Source organism: Actinomycetospora sp., from assembly GCF_055612215.1.
In genome coordinates this window covers 1-18799 of record NZ_JBVPVA010000295.1, presented here as the reverse complement: position 1 = coordinate 18799, position 18799 = coordinate 1, and the positions used below count along the sequence as shown (strand labels likewise).

Annotated in this window: 17 protein-coding genes; 10 read left to right on the top strand and 7 right to left on the bottom strand. The window is 75.2% G+C overall.

From position 1 onward, the window contains the following. The 4 genes from AC0CYZ_RS08220 to AC0CYZ_RS08205 form a co-directional block, all read left to right on the top strand. A partial coding sequence (locus tag AC0CYZ_RS08220; protein ID WP_472214125.1) for an alpha-glucosidase C-terminal domain-containing protein occupies nucleotides 1-336 on the top strand: 336 nt, incomplete at its 5' end. Continuing rightward, a complete protein-coding gene (locus tag AC0CYZ_RS08215; RefSeq protein ID WP_472214123.1) occupies nucleotides 336-1781 on the top strand; it encodes a maltokinase N-terminal cap-like domain-containing protein in 1446 nt (481 codons plus the stop codon). The genes AC0CYZ_RS08220 and AC0CYZ_RS08215, both read left to right, overlap by 1 nt. Before the next feature lie 114 nt (nucleotides 1782-1895). Further along, on the top strand, nucleotides 1896-4211 hold the full coding sequence (glgB, locus tag AC0CYZ_RS08210; RefSeq protein ID WP_472214121.1) for a 1,4-alpha-glucan branching protein GlgB: 2316 nt from the start codon (nucleotides 1896-1898) through the stop codon (nucleotides 4209-4211). Between the two features lie 96 nt (nucleotides 4212-4307). Beyond that, complete coding sequence (locus tag AC0CYZ_RS08205; protein ID WP_472214119.1) at nucleotides 4308-5672, top strand: neutral zinc metallopeptidase; 1365 nt, start codon at nucleotides 4308-4310, stop codon at nucleotides 5670-5672. A gap of 3 nt (nucleotides 5673-5675) precedes the next feature. On the opposite strand, the gene AC0CYZ_RS08200 is transcribed toward AC0CYZ_RS08205, so the two are convergent. Both AC0CYZ_RS08200 and AC0CYZ_RS08195 read right to left on the bottom strand, forming a co-directional pair. Beyond that, a complete protein-coding gene (locus AC0CYZ_RS08200; protein ID WP_472214127.1) occupies nucleotides 5676-6650 on the bottom strand; it encodes a tetratricopeptide repeat protein in 975 nt (324 codons plus the stop codon). A gap of 238 nt (nucleotides 6651-6888) precedes the next feature. Then, nucleotides 6889-7218, bottom strand: coding sequence for a thiamine-binding protein (locus AC0CYZ_RS08195; protein ID WP_472214117.1), 330 nt, complete (start codon nucleotides 7216-7218; stop codon nucleotides 6889-6891). Nucleotides 7219-7269: 51 nt separating this feature from the next. Here AC0CYZ_RS08195 and AC0CYZ_RS08190 point away from each other — a divergent pair, with 51 nt between their 5' ends. Beyond that, nucleotides 7270-7773 carry a MarR family winged helix-turn-helix transcriptional regulator gene (locus AC0CYZ_RS08190; RefSeq protein WP_472214115.1) on the top strand — a complete coding sequence of 168 codons (504 nt, stop codon included), beginning with the start codon at nucleotides 7270-7272 and terminating at the stop codon, nucleotides 7771-7773. A gap of 30 nt (nucleotides 7774-7803) precedes the next feature. Here AC0CYZ_RS08190 and cydC read toward each other — a convergent pair whose 3' ends face one another. The 3 genes from cydC to AC0CYZ_RS08175 are packed head-to-tail and all read right to left on the bottom strand — an operon-like array spanning nucleotide 7804 to nucleotide 13543. Then, nucleotides 7804-11046 carry a thiol reductant ABC exporter subunit CydC gene (cydC, locus tag AC0CYZ_RS08185; RefSeq protein ID WP_472214113.1) on the bottom strand — a complete coding sequence of 1081 codons (3243 nt, stop codon included), beginning with the start codon at nucleotides 11044-11046 and terminating at the stop codon, nucleotides 7804-7806. Continuing rightward, complete coding sequence (cydB, locus tag AC0CYZ_RS08180) at nucleotides 11043-12029, bottom strand: cytochrome d ubiquinol oxidase subunit II (RefSeq protein WP_472214111.1); 987 nt, start codon at nucleotides 12027-12029, stop codon at nucleotides 11043-11045. Before cydB ends, cydC begins: the two co-directional genes overlap by 4 nt. A 14-nt stretch (nucleotides 12030-12043) precedes the next feature. After that, nucleotides 12044-13543: a cytochrome ubiquinol oxidase subunit I gene (locus AC0CYZ_RS08175; RefSeq protein WP_472214109.1), complete on the bottom strand. Its 1500-nt coding sequence runs from the start codon at nucleotides 13541-13543 to the stop codon at nucleotides 12044-12046. 123 nt (nucleotides 13544-13666) lie between these two features. On the opposite strand from AC0CYZ_RS08175, the gene AC0CYZ_RS08170 reads away from it, so the two are divergent. Then, a complete protein-coding gene (locus tag AC0CYZ_RS08170; RefSeq protein ID WP_472214107.1) occupies nucleotides 13667-14041 on the top strand; it encodes a BlaI/MecI/CopY family transcriptional regulator in 375 nt (124 codons plus the stop codon). 32 nt (nucleotides 14042-14073) lie between these two features. Further along, the gene (locus tag AC0CYZ_RS08165) at nucleotides 14074-15006 is read left to right on the top strand and encodes a M56 family metallopeptidase (protein ID WP_472214105.1); all 933 of its coding nucleotides are present in this window, start codon (nucleotides 14074-14076) and stop codon (nucleotides 15004-15006) included. A 32-nt stretch (nucleotides 15007-15038) separates the two neighbouring features. Here AC0CYZ_RS08165 and AC0CYZ_RS08160 read toward each other — a convergent pair whose 3' ends face one another. Both AC0CYZ_RS08160 and meaB read right to left on the bottom strand, forming a co-directional pair. Next, on the bottom strand, nucleotides 15039-15185 hold the full coding sequence (locus AC0CYZ_RS08160; protein WP_472214103.1) for a hypothetical protein: 147 nt from the start codon (nucleotides 15183-15185) through the stop codon (nucleotides 15039-15041). Nucleotides 15186-15257: 72 nt separating this feature from the next. After that, on the bottom strand, nucleotides 15258-16250 hold the full coding sequence (gene meaB / locus AC0CYZ_RS08155; RefSeq protein WP_472214101.1) for a methylmalonyl Co-A mutase-associated GTPase MeaB: 993 nt from the start codon (nucleotides 16248-16250) through the stop codon (nucleotides 15258-15260). Nucleotides 16251-16372: 122 nt separating this feature from the next. Between meaB and mce the strand changes: the two genes are divergently transcribed. From mce to AC0CYZ_RS08140, 3 genes are all read left to right on the top strand, one after another. Continuing rightward, on the top strand, nucleotides 16373-16825 hold the full coding sequence (gene mce / locus AC0CYZ_RS08150; protein WP_472214099.1) for a methylmalonyl-CoA epimerase: 453 nt from the start codon (nucleotides 16373-16375) through the stop codon (nucleotides 16823-16825). Nucleotides 16826-16905: 80 nt separating this feature from the next. Next, nucleotides 16906-18237 (top strand): crotonyl-CoA carboxylase/reductase, encoded by a 1332-nt coding sequence (ccrA, locus tag AC0CYZ_RS08145; RefSeq protein WP_472214097.1) that lies wholly within the window; start codon nucleotides 16906-16908, stop codon nucleotides 18235-18237. 194 nt (nucleotides 18238-18431) lie between these two features. Further along, nucleotides 18432-18799 (top strand): DivIVA domain-containing protein (locus AC0CYZ_RS08140; protein ID WP_472214095.1); only part of this gene is annotated, 368 nt, incomplete at its 3' end.

Here is an 18799-nt window from a genome sequence, read left to right as displayed (position 1 = left end):
CACTGGAACCGGAGGATTATCGAGATCCGGAAGCAGCACCCGGGGTTCGGGCTGGGTGACTTCCACGAGCTCGGCGGGTCGAACTCGTCGGTGCGGGCCTACGTCCGCGAGTTCGTCGACGAGGAGGAGGGCATCCATGTCGTCGTCCTGTGCGTCAACAACATGTCCCGCTTCCCCCAGCCCGTGGAGCTCGACCTGATCGCCTGGAAGGACTGGACGCCCACCGAGCTGACCGGCGGGGTCCCGTTCCCCGCGATCGGTGAGCTGCCGTACCTGTTGACGCTGCCGGGACACGGCTTCTACTGGTTCTCCATCCACCCGTCCCAGGAGCGCTGATGACGGCCGACCAGACAGGAGCGCCCACCGAGGCCCCCGCGCTCGAGGCCCTGATCCCGGCGCTGGTGGAGTGGCTGCCCGGGCAGCGCTGGTTCGCCGCGAAGGGGCGCGCGATCTCGGCGCTGCGCATCGTCGGCCACCAGGACATCACCGCACCCGACGCGTCGCCCGCCGTCGCCCACGCGGTGATCGCGGTGGAGTTCGCCGACGGCGGGCCCGAGGACTGGTTCCAGCTGCTGCTCGGCTCCCGCCCGGGGCTCAAGGGCGACCTCGAGCACGCCGTGATCGGCAGCGTCGGCGGCCGGACCGTCTACGACGGCCTGGCCGACGGCGAGATCAGCCGCCTGCTGCTCTCCATGATCGTCTCCGGCGCGACCGTCGGGTCGCTGCGCTTCGTCCCCGAGCCCGACACCGAGGCCCCCATCGTCGGGCCCGGCCGGCCGCTGCTGGGCGAGCAGTCGAACTCGTCGGTGATCTACGGCGAGCGCGCCATCCTCAAGCTCTTCCGCCGCGCCACCGCGGGGCTCAACCCCGACCTGGAGCTGCACCGGGCGCTGGGCCGCGAGCACTCCGGAGAGGTCGCCCCGCTGCTCGGGGCGATCGAGGGCGAGCTGCCCGACGGGGCCGGCGGGGTCGTGCCCATGTCGGTGGCGATGTTGCAGGACTACGCGTCGAACTCCGCCGACGGCTGGGCCATGGCCCTGACCAGCGTGCGCGACCTGCTCGCCGAGGGCGACCTGCGTCCCGACGAGGTCGGCGGCGACTTCGCCGGCGAGGCTATGCGCCTGGGCAAGACGGTGGCCGCGGTGCACACCGAGCTCGCCCGGGCCCTGGGGACCACCCGGCTCGACGCCGAGGGCGTGCGCGCGGTCGCGGACTGGATGCTGGCCCGGCTCGAGCACGCCGCGGACGCGGTCCCGGAGGTCGCGGCGCGCCGCGACGAGATCGCGGCCGTACTCGAGGGCGTCAACTCCGCCGCCTCGACCGGGCTGGTGGTGCAGCGGATCCACGGCGACCTGCACCTCGGCCAGGAGCTGCGCACGCCGCGCGGCTGGCTGGTCATCGACTTCGAGGGCGAGCCCTCCCGGCCGCTCTCCGACCGGGTGCGCCCCGACTCCCCGCTGCGGGACGTGGCCGCGATGCTCCGCTCGTTCGACTACGCCGCGTTCCACCAGCTCGCCGAGTGGGAGCCGGGCACCGGGGACACGTCCTCGCCGCCGTCGCACCTGCAGCGGCGCGCCCAGGAGTGGGCCGACCGCAACCGGTCCTCGTTCTGCGACGGCTACGCCGCGATCGCCGGGGCCGACCCCCGGGCCGACCTCGCGGTCCTCCGGGCCTACGAGCTCGACAAGGCCGTGTACGAGGTGCTCTACGAGACCCGCAACCGGCCGAACTGGCTGGCCATCCCGCTCCGTTCCATGGAGCGTCTCCTCACGGGCCCCTGAGCCCGCCCGCCTGCCGGCGCGCCGCCCCTGGTTGGCCACCCCGGCCCGCGGGGTAGAGACCAGGACCGTCCGTCCCCCGCATCACCGCCCGACACCTCCGGAGTCACACCGCCGATGACCCGCTCCACCTCGTCGCCGTCCACGGGCCCGCTCCCGGTCGCGCCCGGGGAGCTCGACCTGCACCTGCTGCTCGAGGGCTCGCACCGCGACCCGCACGGGGTCCTCGGACCTCACCGCCGCCCGGACTCGCCGGGCACCGTCGTCGTCCGGACGCTGCAGCCGGGCGCCGACGAGGTCGACGTCGTCATCGAGGCGGGCCCGACGGCTGGTCGCTACCCGCTCGCGCCGGTGGGCACGGCCGGGCTGTTCGCGGGCACCGTCCCGGGTCCGCTGCCGCACTACCGGCTGGCGGTGCGGCGCACCGACGAGTCCGGCGGGGACACGCACGGCGACGAGGTCGAGACGATCGTCGACGACCCCTACCGCTTCTCCCCCGTCCTCGGCCCGGTGGACCTGCACCTGATCGGCGAGGGACGCCACGAGCGGCTCTGGGACGCGCTCGGCGCCCACTTCCGGCGCTGGCCGACCCCCTCCGGGCCGGTCGAGGGCACGTCGTTCACGGTGTGGGCCCCGAACGCGCGCGGCGTGCGCGTCGTCGGCGACTGGGCGCCCGAGCGCGGCAGCTGGGACGGCGTCGCCACCCCGATGCGCGCACTCGGGTCCGGCGTCTGGGAGATCTTCCTGCCCGGCGTCGGTGTCGGGACCCGCTACGGCTTCCGGATCCTCACCGCCGACGGGCACTGGCTGGACAAGGCCGACCCGATGGCGTTCGCCGCGGACCTCCCGCCGACGCCCGCGTCGGTGGTCACCACCTCCACCCACGAGTGGTCCGACGCCGCCTGGCTCGCGCAGCGGGCCCGCTCGACCCCGCACGCCGAGCCGATGAGCGTCTACGAGCTGCACGTCGGCTCGTGGCGCCAGGGCCTCGGGTACCGGGAGCTGGCCGACGAGCTCGTGGACTACCTGACCACGCAGGGCTTCACCCACGTCGAGCTGCTGCCGGTCGCGGAGCACCCCTTCGGCGGGTCCTGGGGCTACCAGGTCAGCTCCTACTACGCGCCGAGCTCACGCTTCGGCACCCCGGACGACTTCCGCTACTTCGTCGACACCCTGCACCGGGCCGGGATCGGCGTGATCGTCGACTGGGTGCCCGCGCACTTCCCCCGCGACGACTGGGCGCTGGCCCGCTTCGACGGCACGCCCTGCTACGAGCACGGCGACCCGCGGCGCGGCGAGCAGCACGACTGGGGCACGCTCGTCTTCGACTTCGGGCGCTCCCAGGTCCGCAACTTCCTCGTCGCGAACGCGCTGTACTGGCTCGAGGAGTTCCACGTCGACGGGCTGCGCGTCGACGCCGTCGCCTCGATGCTCTACCTCGACTACTCGCGCACCGACTGGGTGCCGAACAAGTTCGGCGGGCGCGAGAACCTCGAGGCGGTGTCGTTCCTCCAGGAGGTCAACGCCACGGTCTACAAGGCCCACCCCGGCGTGGTGACGATCGCCGAGGAGTCGACGGCCTGGCCCGGCGTCACCCGGCCCACCCATCTCGGCGGCCTCGGGTTCGGCATGAAGTGGAACATGGGGTGGATGCACGACACCCTCGACTACGTCATGCGCGACCCGATGTACCGGGGGTACCACCACAACCAGATGACGTTCTCGCTGACCTACGCCTGGTCGGAGAACTACGTGCTGCCCTTCAGCCACGACGAGGTGGTGCACGGCAAGGGCTCGCTGTGGACCCGCATGCCCGAGATGGGCCGCGGCGACCACGGCAAGGCGGCGGGTCTGCGCGCGCTGCTGGCCTACATGTGGGCCCACCCCGGCAAGCAGCTGATCTTCATGGGCCAGGAGTTCGGGCAGGTCCGCGAGTGGTCCGAGGAGCGCTCCCTGGACTGGGAGCTCCTCGACGACCCACTCCACGCCGGCGTCTCCCGGCTCGTCGCCGACCTCAACGCCGTCTACCGCGACCACCCGGCGCTGTGGGCGGCCGACACCGACCCGGCCGGCTTCTCGTGGATCGACGCGAACGACTCGGCCGGCAACGTCTTCTCCTTCGTCCGCCAGGGTCCGCCCGGCACGCCCGAGCTGGTGTGCGTCGCGAACTTCTCCGGCATCGTGCACGACCGCTACCGGGTGGGCCTGCCCCGCGCGGGCCGGTGGCGCGAGCTGCTCAACACCGACGCGGACGTCTACGGCGGCGACGGGGCCGGCAACTACGGCTCGGTGTTCGCCGCGTCGGTGTCGACCCACGGGCGGCCGGCGTCGGCGGAGATGACGCTCCCGGCCTCCGGGGTGCTGTGGCTGGTGCACGACCCGTCGTCGGAGCCCGCGGCCGCCGCCGGGACGCCAGCAACGGCACCTTCCTGACATCGGACGCCAGGACGGCGCCCCTCACGCGTCGGCCCGGCCCCCGATCACCTCGTTCGACCCCCACGACCGGGGGCGCTGCCCCACACTGAACGGGTGCGGGCGAGGGCGGGGTCGGTGGCGGCGGTCGTGTGCGCCGTCGTCGCGCTGCTCGCCGGCGGGTGCGCCGCCTCGGTCGACGGGCAGGCGTTCGCGTCCTCGGCGGTGACCGCGGGGATCGACCCGGGCTTCGTCCAGGGCAACGACGGCGGCGACGACGACCGGCTCGCCGCCGCGGTGCTGCACGACCTCGAGACGTGGTGGGGCGGGCAGTTCCCGGCGCTCGCGGGCGGCGCGCGCTTCACCCCGCTCAAGGGCTACTTCTCGGTGGACTCCTCACGCGACGGGCCGGGGCCGCCGTGCACCCAGAGCGCCTCCGAGGTCGAGGGCAACGCGTTCTACTGCCCGCGGGCGGACATCATCGCCTACGACCGCGCCTCGCTCCTGCCCGTGCTCCGGCAGAAGTTCGGGGACTCCGCGGTCGCCGTCGTCATCGCCCACGAGTTCGGCCACGCCGTGCAGCAGCGGCTCGAGGAGTCGTCGCGGGCCGCCGCGGGCCTGGGCTCCGGCGCGCCGACGATCCTCTCCGAGGGCCAGGCCGACTGCTACGCGGGCACCTTCCTGCGCGCGGTGCACGACGGTCAGACCCCCGACCTGCGCACCGGCGAGAAGGGCATCGACGCCGCGATGAGCGCGCTCATCACCTTCCGGGACCCCGTCGGCACCGACGCCGCCGACGACCGCGCCCACGGCAACGCCTTCGACCGCGTCTCCTCCTTCCAGGACGGTTACGACGACGGGCCCCCCGCGTGTGCGGGCATGACGCTGCAGAACCGGGCCTTCACCCAGCAGTCCTTCGCGACCCTCTCCGACGCCCAGAGCGGCGGGAACCTCCCGCTGCCCGACCTGGTGCGCGCCATGGGCACCGACCTCGACCGCTACTTCGGCGGGCTCGTCCGCCAGCGCGGCGGCACGTGGACCGCCCCCGCGATCCGCGAGGGCGGCGCGGGCTGCGGCCGGGACGCGGTGGACCTCTGTACCGGGGGCGGGCCCCCGACGCTCGCCGTGGACGACCGGGGACTGGCCCGCATCCACGACGGCATCGGTGACTACGCGAGCGGCACCGTCATCGCCTCGCGGTACGCCCTGGCGGCGATGGCCGCCCTCGGGCGCCCGACGACCGGGGCGCAGGCCGGGACGACGGCGCTGTGCCTCGCCGGGGCGTACACCGGCGACGTCGGCGGCACCGGCAGCGACTTCAGCCTCTCCCCCGGCGACCTCGACGAGGCCGTGGGCCTGCTCGAGCGCGACGACTCCGCGGCGCGCGGCACCGACGGCGCCACCGCCGCGGGCGGCGCCTATGCGCGGATCGAGGACTTCCGCGGCGGCGTCACCGGCGGCGCCCAGCGCTGCCTGAGCTGATCCTCAGTACAGAGCCCGGAGGAGGGCCCGCCGCGCACCGGTGACCCGCGGGTCGTCGGGCGCGAACAGCTCGAACAGTCCGACGAGGTGCTCGCGGGCGGCGTCGCGCTCCTCCCCACCGGTGCGCTGCACCGTCTTCACGAGCCGGTCGAAGGCGGCCTCCACCCGGCCGGCCGCGAGCTCCGCGTCGGCGGCCGCCTTCTGGGCCTCGACGTCGTCGGGCGCGGCGTCGGCCCGCGAGACCGCCGTCGGGTCGGACTGCTCGGCCCGCGACATGAACCGAACCTGGGCGAGCGCGGCCTGGGCCTCGGCGTTGGCCGGCTCCGCGGCGAGGATCTGCTCGTAGGCGGCGATCGCGGCGTCGTAGTCGCCCTGCTCGAGGGCGTCCTCGGCGGCGGTGAACCGCGGGTCCTCCGGCTCGGGCTCGGGCTCCGCCGCGCCGCCGCCCTGTGCGGCGCGGGCCTCGGCCTCGGCGATGCCCGGCATCCGGTCGCGCAGCGCGTCGAGGATCTGCCCGATCCAGCCCCGCAGCTCGGTCTCCGGCTGGACCCCGGAGAACGACGTCACGGGCTGCTGGGCGACCACGACGTACACCGTCGGGATCGACTGCACCTGGAACATCTGCGCGATGCGCGGGTTCGCGTCGACGTCGACCTTCGCGAGGATCCAGGCCCCGCCGGCCTCGTTGGCGAGCTTCTCCAGCGTCGGGGAGAGCTGCTTGCAGGGCTGGCACCACTCGGCCCAGAGGTCGACGACGACGGGCACCGTCATCGACCGCTCGAGGACCTCGGTCTGGAAGCTGTCCTCGGTGACGTCGACGACGAACGCCCCGGCGGGCGGGGGCGCGCCCTCGACGACGGGTGCGCCGGCGTCGGCCGCGGGCGCCTGCGGGGCGGCGTCGGCGGGCCCTCCGCGGGGGGCGGCACCGCGCTGCTCCGCGCGGGCCTTGAGGCCGGACAGGTCGACGGCGCCGGCCATGGCCGACGACATCGCGGCCGCCTGCGCGGCCTGCTGGCGAGGATCGGGGCGTGCCACGCCGTCAATCCTGCCAGTCGGCGCGCCGCGGCGGTGCCCGGCTCCGCCCGTGCGAGGAGGTCGCGGTGTCTCCCGAGAGGACCGCGCGGGATCGAGTAGGCAGTTGATCATGTCGAGGGCACCGGCGCCTTGGTGCCAGCGGCATGATCAAGTGCCTACTCGCTCGAGCCCCGGCTGCCCCTCAGCCGTCCTCGGCGGCCAGGTGCTCCTCCACCCGCGCCACCTTGGCGGCGATCTGCCCGGTCCAGCCGGGCCGGATGTCGGCCTTGAGCACGAGGGACACCCGCGATCCGTAGCGCCCGACGGCCTCGGTCGCCCGCTTCACGACGTCCATCACCTCGTCCCACTCGCCCTCCACGGAGGTGAACATCGCCGTGGTCTCGTGCGGCAGGCCGGACTCGCGGACCACCCGGACCGCGGCGGCCACGGCCTCGCTGACCGAGTCCGACACCGGGGCGTCGGGGGTGTCGGGGGCGGGCCCGGAGGTCGCGACGCTGAAGGCGACGATCACGGATCCAGCGTGCCAGGTCGGGCCGGGGGCCGGTGCTAGATTCCGCGCCTGATGGCCGCGTCCGATCCCCTCCCGTTCGACCCGATCGCCCGGGCCGCGCAGATCTGGACGGCCAAGATCGGTCCGTCGGCCCCGATGGCCGCGGTGACCAGCGTGTTCCGGGTCCAGCAGATCCTCCAGCAGGCCGTGGACACCGCCCTGCGACCCCACGAGCTGACCTTCGCCCGCTACGAGGCGCTCGTGCTGCTGCGCTTCTCCCGGTCCGGCGCGCTGCCGATGAGCCTCATGGGGCAGCGGCTGCAGCTGCACCCGACGTCGATCACCAACATCGTCGACCGCCTCGAGGCCGCCGGGCTGGTGCGCCGCCGCCCGCACCCCACCGACAAGCGCACCACCCTCGTCGAGATCACCGACGCGGGCCGCCGTCGCGGCGAGGAGGCGACGGCGTCGGTGACGGCCATCGACTTCGGGCTCGCCGGGCTCTCCGACGACGAGGTCACGTCCCTGACCGCGCTGCTCGCGAAGGTCCGCCGCGCCGCCGGCGACTTCACCTGATGTCCGCCGCCCCGACCGCGAGGGGAACCCTCAGCCGGATAGAGCGACCGATGGTTCCCCTCGCGCGGAGGTCGTGAGCCGGCCGTCCTCGAGGCGCAGCACCCGGTCCATCCGGTCCAGGCCCTCGGTGCGGTGGGTCAGCAGCAGGACCGTCGCGGACGTGTCCAGCAGGTCCGCCATGAGCGCCTCGGCGGTCCCGGCGTCGAGGCCCTCGGTGGGCTCGTCGAGCACGAGGACCTCCGGGCCGGCCAGCACGAGCCGCGCGGCCGCCAGCCGGCGCCGCTCCCCGCCCGACACCGAGTCCGGGCCGACGACGGTGTCCAGCCCCTCGACGAGGCCCTCGACCCACCCGCCCAGCCGGACCCGGCGCAGCGCGGCGAGCAGCCGGTCGTCGTCGGCGTCGGGCGCGGACAGGAGCAGGTTCGCGCGGAGGGTCGCGGTGAAGACGTGGTCGTGCTCGCCGAGCAGCCCGATCCGGCGCCGGACGTCGTCGCCGGCCAGCTCGGTGATCGGCACCCCGCCCAGCACCACGTGTCCCGACGCCGGGTCGAGCAGGCGCAGCAGCACTGCCGCGAGGGTCGACTTGCCCGACCCGGACGCGCCGGTCACCGCGACGCGGGCCCCTGCGGGCAGGTCGAGGTCGACGTCGCGCAGCGCCGGCGTGGTTCCCCAACCGGCCGTGAGGCCGCGGACGCCGAGGTCGGATCCGGCCGGCAGTGCCCTGGGACGCACCGGGTCGACGGCGGGCACCGGGCTCGTCGCGAGCGCGGTGAGCCGGCCCCGGGCCTGCCCACCCCGGACGACGGCCCGCGCCGCCCCGGGCAGGGCGAGCACCGTTCCGGCGAGCGCGGTGGGCAGCAGCACGACGATCCCGACGAGCTCCGGCGACGCCCCTGATCCCAGGCCCGCCGCGGCGACGGCCGCGCCGAGGGCGGCGAGCGCGAGCCCGAGGTGCGCGGCGCCGTCGGCCAGCCCCTCCCGGACCGCGACCCGACGCCGCACCCGCGCGAGCGCCGCGACGCTGTCCCGCACGACGGCGAGCGCCGCGTCCCGACCCCGCGCGGCGAGCTCCTCGCGCGCCGCCACGGTCTCGATGACGGCCGCCCGCAGCCGCTCGCCCGCCCCGTCGAGCGCCTGCCCGTCCCGTTGGGCGGCGGCGGCCGCGAGGGCGGGGACGACGAGGGCCGCCGTCCCGAGCCCGACGGCGAGCGCGGGCAGCGTCGTCGGCACCGCGAGCCACGCGACGACGAGGACGACCGGCAGGACGACCGCGGCCACCAGCAGCGGCGCGCGCCCGCGGACCAGGCCGTCGAGGCGGACGTCGACGTCGTCGACGGCCCGCGCGAGCAGTTCGCCCCGGCGCCCCGCGACCGCTCCGGGCACCCGGTCGACGAGGGTCGCGACGAGGACCCGGCGCCAGCCGGCGACCCGGGCGAGCGCGGCGTCGTGCACCGCCAGCCGCTCGAGGTGGCGCAGCAGCGGGCGCAGGATCGCGGCGGCGCGCACGAGGACCACGGCGACCGAGAGCGTGAGCACCGGCGGCCGGGCGTCGGCGCGCACGATCAGCCACGTCGCGACCGCGGTGAGCAGGAGCCCGGCGAGCACCGACCCGGCGCCGAGGGCGACCCCGGCCGCCGTGGTGCCCCGCCGCGCTCCGGCCGGGGTGGGGCGCTCGGCCGTGCGCCGCGGCGGCCGAGGAGCGGCCTCGGTGGCGGCGGGCGGCCGCGCCAGCGTGACCACCCGGTCCGCGGCGGCCAGCGCGGCCGGCCGGTGGGCGACGACGAGGACCGCGGCGCCCCGGTCGGCGGCGGCGCGCAGCAGCGCCAGCACCCGGGCCTCGGCGTCGGGGTCGAGGTGGGCCGTCGGCTCGTCGAGCAGGACCGTGGCGCGCGGGTCGTCGGAGAGGGCGAGCAGCAGGCGGCCCAGCGCCAGCCGCTCGCGCTGCCCGGCGGAGACCGAGCTGCCCTCCTCGGCGAGCGGGTCGTCGGGGTCGAGGGGCAGGTCGAGAGCGCGGAGCACCACGAGCAGCCGGTCCCGGGGCACCGGGGCGTCGGTCAGGGCCGCGGCCACCGTCCGGGCGTGCGGCAGCGTGGGCCGCTGCGGGAGCAGGAGCAGCGGGTCCCCGACGGCGACGGTCCCCGCGTCCGCGCGCACGGCGCCGGAGAGCACGCGCAGCAGCGTCGTCTTGCCCGCGCCCGACTCCCCGGCGAGCGCGACGAGCTCGCCGGGCCCGACGTCGAGCCGGTCGAGCACGAGCGCGTCGCCGCGGCGGCCGGGGTAGCGGACGCGGACGCCTCGGAGGCCGACGCCATGTGAACGATCGTCGTCGTCAGGGCGACCGATTCCGTTCACATGGACTCCGTCCATGATCGTCGACACCCGCGCCGTGTCGTGGAACCGCGCACCCACCTCGCGGATCGGCCGGTAGGCCTCGGGCGCGAGCAGGATCGCGACGAGCGCCGGCCCCAGCCCGAGCGAGCCGTCGACCACCCGCAGACCCGCCGACACCGCGACGAGCCCGACCGAGACCGTCGCGACCAGGTCCAGCGCCGTCGTGGACAGGAACGCCACCCGCAGCACCGAACCGGTCGCGCGGCGGTGCGCCTCCCCGACGCGGGCCACCTCGTCGACCTGCCGGCGCGCGCGGCCGAACAGCCGCAGCGTCGCGAGGCCGGAGACGACGTCGAGGACGTGGCCGGCCAGCCGCTCCCCCGCCGCCCACTGGCGGGCCGCGCGGGCCCGCGTCGCCCACCCGACCAGCGCCGCGAACACCGGCAGCAACGGCAGCGTGAGGACCACGACCAGCGCCGACGTCGGATCGGCCACCACGAGCCCGAGTAGCACCAGCGGCGGCAGCACCGCCGCGAGGACCAGCGCGGGCAGGTAGGCGGTGAACCACGCCCGCAGGTCGTCGATCCCGCCCGAGGCGAGCTCGCGCCGCCGGCGCCCGCCCGGGTCACGCCGCTCGGCGTCGGGGTCACGGGCGTCGAGCAGCCGCTCGCGCAGCGGCTCGACGACACGGTCCGCGGTCCCGGCCGCCACGCGCGGCGCCACCGCCGCGACGAGCGCCCGCACGACGAGGGCCGCCGCCAGGGCGGTCAGCGCGGTGTCCGGCGCCGAGCCGTCCACGAGCGCCGCGACGAGCAGCCCGGCCGCCACCAGGGCGGCGGCGTCGGCCACCGCCCCGACGACGCCGAGCGCCACCTGGGCCGCGAGCCCCGGCAGCGCCGGGCGGGCGAGGCGCAGCAGGCGGGGGTCGACGGGCCCGGTCACGCCGTCACCTCCCGCCCACTGGCCACCCGCCGCCGGAACACCCAGTACGAGAAGGCCTGGTAGGCCACGACGCCGGGCAGGACGAGCACCCCGGCGACCGTGATCACCTCGAGCGCCGCGGGCGACGCGGCGGCACCGGCGACGGTCAGCGAGAAGGCCGGCCCGAGCGTGGAGGGCAGCACGACGGGTGCGTGGGCGGCGAAGGCCGCGACGACCCCGCCCAGCACCGTCAGCGAGGCCGCGCCGAACGCGAGCCCCTCCCGACGACGGGCGGCCGCCACCCCGGCGACGACGGCCAGGGCCGCGACCGGTGCGGCGACCGGCGCCGCGACCCCGGCCAGCACCGCGACGACGACGGCGAGCGCCCCCGCCGTCAGCACCGCGACGCGGCGCGCCCGGACCCGCACCGGGCCCGTCGTGCGCAGCCCGAGGAACGCGGCGCCCTGCAGCAGCGCGGCGAGCACCCCGACCAGCGCCCCGACCAGCGCCGGCGCGGACACCAGCGGCGCCAGCGAGCGGCCGATCCCGTCGCCCGCCACCGCCCCGCCCGGGCCGAGCGCGAGACCCGTCGTCGCCAGCGCGAGCACCGCGCCGACGCCGGCGGCGGACAGCAGCGACGACACCCCGAGCACGACGTCCGCGCGGCGCCGCCACGCCGCGGAGTCGACCTTGCCGCGGAACTCCAGGGCGACCCCCCGCGCCGCGAGCGCCAGCAGCAGGCCGACCATGGGCAGGTAGAGCCCCGAGAGCAGCGCGGCGTACCAGACGGGGAACGCCGCGAAGGTCACCCCGATCGCGGCGACCAGCCACACCTCGTTGCCGTCCCAGACCGGCCCGACGGTGCGGATGGCGGCGCCGCGCTCGTGGTCGTCGCGTCCGAGGACGCCGGCGAGCACGCCGACGCCGAAGTCGAAGCCCTCGAGCACGGCGAAGAGCACCCAGCACAGCACCACGAGGGCGAACCAGATGGTCGCGAGGTCCATGACCGGCCTCCTGTCTAGTAGCTGGGCTCGAGCACGGGGTCGGGCGCGGGCGCCTCGACCGGATCGGGGTGCAGGTCCACGAGGTCCGCGCGGGACACGTGGAGCACCAGACGCACCCAGACCACCGCGAGCACGCCGTAGACCAGCGCGAACCCGGCGAGGGAGAGCCCCAGCTCGGTGGGCGTGAGCGTCGGCGAGACGCCGTCGGCGGTGCGGAAGAGCCCGAAGACGAGCCAGGGCTGGCGCGCGGTCTCGGTGAACAGCCACCCGACGGTCGCGGCGGCCGCGGGCAGCGCCGGGATCACGGGCAGGAAGCGCACCAGCCACCGGTCGCCGAGCGCGAACCAGCCGCGCCCCGTCGGCTCCAGGTCCCGGCCGCGCCGCGTGCGCCACAGCACCCACGCCGCGACCGCCGTCGCCAGCACCCCGAACCCGATCATGAGCCGGAAGGTCCAGTAGGCGACCGGGATCCAGGGCGTGTAGTCCCCGGGCCCGAACGCCGCGACGTACTGGGCCTGCAGGTCGTCGATGCCCTGCACGGTGGCCGTGGGGTCGCCGGTCGCCAGGACGCTGAGCAGCCACGGGATGTCGAGCGAGACCGGCTGGGTGTGGCCGGGCAGCGGCACGGCGAAGACCGAGAACGGGGCGCGCGAGGTGGTCTCGTAGAGCGCCTCGGCCGCGGCCATCTTCATGGGCTGGACCTCGGTCATGACCTTGCCCAGTGCGTCGCCGGTCAGCGCCACCGCGACGCCCCCGACGAGCGTGGTCCACGCCCCGACGCGGGCGAGGAGCCGCCAGGTGGGCGCCTCGTCGGGCCTCGACGAAGCGGCTTCACTGCCACTGGCTGCAAGCGTCGACGCTTCGCTGGCACTCGGGAGCCACCGCCGCCACACCCCGATCACGAGGAGCAGCGCCCCGCCGGCCATGAACGCCCCCGCGATGGTGTGCGGGAAGGACGCGACCACGACCTCGTTGGTCAGCAGCGCGCCGAAGTCGGCCAGCCGGGCGCGCCCGGTCGCCGGGTCGAGGGCCACGCCGACGGGGTGCTGCATGAATGCGTTGGCCGCGAGGATGACGTAGGCCGAGATCAGCGTCCCGACGGCGACCACCCAGATCGTCGCGAGGTGCACCAGCGGCCGCAGCCGGTCCCGGCCGAACCACCACAGCCCGAGGAAGGTCGCCTCGAGGAAGAACGCGAGCATCCCCTCGACCGCGAGCGTCGGGCCGAAGACGTCGCCGTAGTACTCCGCGAAGGCCGACCAGGAGAGCCCGAACTGGAACTCCTGGACCAGCCCCGTGACGACGCCGACCGCGAACGTCGCCATCAGCAGCTTCCCGACGAGCATCGTGACGCGGCCGAGGCGCGGGTCGTCCACCCCGGCCCGGCGCCGCCGCCACCACACCGTCTGCAGCCCGGCCGTGAGCGCCGAGAGCGAGATCGACAGCGGCACGAACAGGTAGTGGTAGACGGTGACGACGGCGAACTGCAGCCGTGAGAGCTCCAGTGCGGTCACGACGCGCCTCCCTTCGCGGGCGGGGCCCACGACCCGGGAAGTACGACAGGTCGTAGTACCTACGACTGAGCGTAGTACGACGGGGCTCGTTGACACACCGTGTCGCGCAGTACACTCACCTGCGTGGCCCTCGGAGAGCTCGAACGCGCGGTCATGGCCCAGCTGTGGTCGGCCGAGGGGCCGCTCACCGTGCGTGACGTGCACGACCACCTGGAGCGCGAGCTCGCCTACACCACCGTCATGACGGTGCTGGGCCGACTGGCCAAGAAAGGCCTGGTCCGCCAGGAGCGCGACGGCAAGGCCTACCGCTACGCCGCCACGTCGAGCCGCGAGCAGATGGCCGCGGAGCTCATGATCGACGCGCTGGGCGACGTCGGCGAGGACCGCACCGCGGCGCTGGTCGCGTTCGTCGACCGCGTGGGCCCGGAGGAGGCCGCGGCGCTGCGCCGGGCGCTCGACACGCCGACCGCGCCGCCCCCGCGATCACCCGAGTCGTGAGAAGGGGCACCGGGGCGCCACACTGACGTGTCATGGCGTCGGTGTGGTTGACGGGGCTCGCCCTCGTCCTCGCCGGGCCCGTGCCTGCCCTGCTCGCCCGGGCCCGGTGGCCCCGTGCCGTGCCCCGCGCCGCGATCGTCCTGTGGCAGGCCGTCGCCGTCGCCGCAGTGCTCGCTGCGGTCGGGAGTGCCCTCGCCGCGCCGGAGGCGCTGCTGCGGGTCCTCACCCACCCCCAGGACCGCACCGGGCTCCCCCTGGCGATCGCGGTCGGGGTCGCCGCGGTCCTCGCCGGCCTGATCGTCGCGCGCCTGCTGGGCGTCCTGGTGCTGCTCGCCGTCCGGACCCGGGTGCGCCGGGCCCGCCACCGCGACATGGTCGACCTGCTCGCGCGCGCCGAGCAGAACGACGCCCTGGGCTCGCTCGGCTCCGGCACCGTGCTCCGCGTGCTCGACGGCGCGGTCCCGTTCGCCTACTGCGTGCCCGGCCGAGTCGGGCGCGAGGGCCGGGTGGTGGTCACCGGGGCCGCGCTCGACACGCTCTGCCCGAACGAGCTGCGCGCCGTGGTCGCCCACGAGCAGGCCCACCTCGCCGCGCGCCACGACCTCGTCCGCGAGGCCTTCACCGCGCTGCACCAGGCCTTCCCCGTGGTGGTCCGCAGCCGCGAGGCCCGCGACGCCGTGACCCTGCTGCTGGAGATGCTCGCCGACGACGCCGGGCGGCGGCGCCACGGCGACGAGGCGATGGCCGGGGCACTCGACGCGTTCGCGTCGAGCACCGGGACGAGCACCGAGCACGGCGACGTCCTGATGCGCCGCGACCGGGTCCGCGCCCACGTGCGCGGTGGCCGGGCCCTCTCGGCCGGGACCTACCTCGCCGCGGTCGCGCTCGTCGTCGTCCCCACCGTCACGATCATCATCCCGTGGCTCGCCGACGCGCTGCCGACCCTGGGGCTGCCGCCCATGTGAACGGTTCCGGTCGCCAGGACGACCAGAAGCGTTCACATGGGCTTGTCCCCGGGCCAGTCGCGCATCGCGGCGCGGTCCCGACCCCGGTGCGACCCCCGCCGCCGGTGCCGCCGGACGCGCCCCGCGAAGCCCGCCGTCTCCAGGAGCGCCAGCACCCCGACCACCCACCAGCACAGCATCGTCGACTCCCTCCACCGGAGGTCGACGCTATCGACTCACCAACCGTCATCTCGGGAGCGACACGCGGTGAGTCATTCCCCGTCAACCCCGGCCTCGCCGCCGGACGAGGTGGCCGCCGCCCGCAGCCGGTCCGCGGCCGCGAACGGGTCCAGCCCGCCACGGGCCACGTCGCCGGCCAGTGCGTCCAGGGCCGCGGAGCCCGAGACCGCGCGCAGCTGGGCCCGGAGGTCGGCGAGCGCGATGGCCTCGACCTCGGCGCGGGCCCGGCGCCGCCGGCCCTCGTCGCCCCGCCCGTGCGCCACCGTCCACGCCCGGTGGGCGTCGATCGCGGCGAGCAGCTCGTCGACGCCCACGCCTGCCGAGGCGACCGTCCGCACCACCGGGGTCCGCCAGCCCGGACCGCTCTCGCGCCGCGACATCGCCATGGCGTTCTGCACCTCGCGCACGGTCGCGTCGGCGCCCTCGCGGTCGGCCTTGTTGACGCAGAAGACGTCGGCGATCTCCAGCACGCCCGCCTTCGCCGCCTGCACACCGTCGCCCATGCCGGGTGCGAGCAGCACCACGGTGGTGTCGGCCAGGGCCACGACCTCCACCTCGGACTGGCCGACCCCCACGGTCTCGACGAGCACGACGTCGCACCCCGCCGCGTCGAGCACCCGCAGCGCCTGGGGCGCCGCCGCCGCGAGCCCGCCGAGGTGGCCGCGCGTGGCCATGGAGCGGATGAAGACCCCCGGGTCGGTGGCGTGCTCGCTCATCCGGACCCGGTCGCCGAGCAGCGCGCCCCCCGAGAACGGCGAACTGGGGTCGACGGCCAGCACGCCCACCCGGCGGTCGTCGGCCCGCAGGGCGGACACCAGCGCCGACGTCGTCGTCGACTTCCCGACGCCGGGCGACCCCGTCAGCCCGACGACGACCGCGTGCCCCGTGTGCGGGGCCAGGGCGGCGGCGAGGTCCCGTACGAGCGGGCCCCCGTCCTCCACGAGGGAGATCAGCCGGGCCACCGCCCGCGGGGAGCCGTCCCGGGCGCGCGCGACGAGGTCGTCGAGGTCCGTGCCAGCCGCCACGCGGGCGATCCTGGCATCCCGCGCCGCACCACCGGGCCGCCCGGAGGGGCTCACCCGTCCGAGGTCGGGGTGGTGGCCGTCACCTGCTGTGCGTCTCGATTCAGTCGCTTACTGTCCCAAGCATGACTGCACTGGTGGACTCGAGCGTCGGCATCGTGGCCGTGGACCACGTCGGCATCGCCGTGCCCGACCTCGACGCGGCCATCGACTGGTACGCGCAGACCCTCGGCCTCGAGGCCACGCACACCGAGACCAACGAGGAGCAGGGCGTCCGCGAGGCGATGCTCCACGCGCCGGGCGACGCCTCCGGAGCGGCGGCGATCCAGCTGCTCGCGCCGCTGGACGAGTCCTCGACGATCGCCAAGTTCATCGACCGCAACGGCCCCGGCCTGCAGCAGGTGGCCTACCGGGTCACCGACGTCGAGGACACCGCCGCGAAACTCCGCGAGAAGGGCGTGCGCCTGCTCTACGAGAACGCGCGCCGCGGCACGGCCGACTCCCGGGTCAACTTCGTGCACCCCAAGGACACCGGTGGGGTGCTCGTCGAGCTGGTGCAACCCGCCGCCGGCCACTGAGACCCGTCACAGCCACCTTCTCCGCCGTCCCTACCCGTCGGTAGCCTTCCGCCAACCGACACCCCCGGAGGCATCTGACCGTGCACGAAATCCGCGACGCCATCCTCGCCGACGACACCGCCGCCCTGAACGGCGTCTCCGTCCCCGAGTCCTACCGGGGCATCACGGTGCACGCCGACGAGGCCGAGATGTTCGCCGGCATGTCCGCCAAGGAGAAGGACCCGCGCAAGTCGCTGCACCTCGACGAGGTGCCGACGCCCGAGGTCGCCCCCGGCGAGGCGCTGGTCGCCGTGATGGCCAGCGCCATCAACTACAACACCGTGTGGACCTCGATCTTCGAGCCGGTCTCCACGTTCGGCTTCCTGAAGCGCTACGGGCGCATCTCCGAGCTGGCGAAGCGCCACGACCTGCCCTACCACGTGGTGGGCTCGGACCTGTCCGGCGTCGTGCTCAAGGTCGGGGCCGGCGTCCAGATGTGGAAGCCCGGCGACAAGGTCGTCGCGCACTGCCTGTCGGTGGAGCTCGAGAGCCCCGCCGGCCACGACGACACGATGATGGACCCCGAGCAGCGCATCTGGGGCTTCGAGACCAACTTCGGCGGCCTGGCCGACCTCGCGCTGGTCAAGACCAACCAGCTCATGCCCAAGCCGGACCACCTCACGTGGGAGGAGGCCGCCTCGCCCGGGCTCGTGAACTCGACGGCCTACCGCCAGCTCGTGAGCCACAACGGCGCGAACATGACCCAGGGCGACGTCGTGCTGATCTGGGGCGCCTCCGGGGGCCTCGGCTCCTACGCCACCCAGTTCGCCCTCAACGGCGGCGCCACCCCGGTCTGTGTCGTCTCCTCGCCCGAGAAGGCCGAACTCTGCCGCAGGATGGGCGCCGAGCTGATCATCGACCGCTCCGCCGAGGGCTACAAGTTCTGGTCGGACCCCGAGACCCAGGACCCGCGCGAGTGGAAGCGGTTCGGCTCGAAGATCCGTGAGCTGACCGGCGGCGACGACCCCGACATCGTCTTCGAGCACCCCGGCCGCGAGACCTTCGGCGCCTCGGTCTACGTCGCCAAGCGCGGCGGGACGATCGTCACCTGCGCCTCGACGTCGGGCTTCATGCACCAGTACGACAACCGCTACCTGTGGATGAACCTCAAGCGGATCATCGGGTCGCACTTCGCGAACTACAAGGAGGCCTACCTCGCCAACCGGCTGGTGGCCCAGGGGAAGATCCACCCCACGGTGTCGAAGACGTACGCGCTGGAGGAGACCGGCGAGGCGGCCAACGACGTCCACCACAACAGCCACCAGGGCAAGGTCGGTGTGCTCTGCCTCGCGCCCGAGGAGGGCCTCGGCGTCACCAACCCCGAGCTCCGCGAGAAGCACCTGACGGAGATCAACCGCTTCCGGGGCGTCTGACCCACCGGCCCCACGGCACGGACGGCCGGTCCGTCACCTTCGACGGTGAGGGGCCGGCCGTTCGTGCGTTCCGGGGGCGCGGCAGACGGGTGACCGGACTCACCACCCGTGTGACCGGGGGCGATCCCGGGAGGGACGGCGTGTTCCTCACCCGTCCGTGGCCGTGTCGCACAGGGCCCTAGTAACCTGGGGAGATGCCGTCGGGAGAGCGTGATCTGCTGCCTCTGGGCACCGGCTTCGACGTCGTCCGCCGCGGGTACGACCGCGGCCAGGTCGAGGAGCACCTCGACCGCGTCGAGGCCGATCTGCGCATCCTCACCGCCGACCGTGACGCGGCCGTGGCCCAGGCCTCCGAGCTCGCCCGGGCGCTCGACCGCACGCGCGCGCACGTCGAGGAGCTCCGCGCCCAGATCGACCGGCTGGCGGCGCCGCCGGACTCCATGGAGGGCCTGTCCGAGCGGCTGCAGCGGATGCTGCGGCTCGCCCAGGACGAGGCCCGGGAGATGCGCTCCAGTGCCGAGCAGGCCGCCCGTCGCACCCGCGAGGAGGCCGACGAGCGCGC

Coding starts and splice junctions, on each gene's coding strand:
- AC0CYZ_RS08190 (WP_472214115.1), top strand. CDS start 7,270: ATGGCCGCGTCCGATCCCCTCCCGTTCGACCCGATCGCCCGGGCCGCG.
- cydB (WP_472214111.1), bottom strand. CDS start 12,029: ATGGACCTCGCGACCATCTGGTTCGCCCTCGTGGTGCTGTGCTGGGTG.
- mce (WP_472214099.1), top strand. CDS start 16,373: ATGACTGCACTGGTGGACTCGAGCGTCGGCATCGTGGCCGTGGACCAC.
- glgB (WP_472214121.1), top strand. CDS start 1,896: ATGACCCGCTCCACCTCGTCGCCGTCCACGGGCCCGCTCCCGGTCGCG.
- AC0CYZ_RS08165 (WP_472214105.1), top strand. CDS start 14,074: ATGGCGTCGGTGTGGTTGACGGGGCTCGCCCTCGTCCTCGCCGGGCCC.
- AC0CYZ_RS08215 (WP_472214123.1), top strand. CDS start 336: ATGACGGCCGACCAGACAGGAGCGCCCACCGAGGCCCCCGCGCTCGAG.
- AC0CYZ_RS08200 (WP_472214127.1), bottom strand. CDS start 6,650: ATGGCCGGCGCCGTCGACCTGTCCGGCCTCAAGGCCCGCGCGGAGCAG.
- AC0CYZ_RS08160 (WP_472214103.1), bottom strand. CDS start 15,185: ATGCTGTGCTGGTGGGTGGTCGGGGTGCTGGCGCTCCTGGAGACGGCG.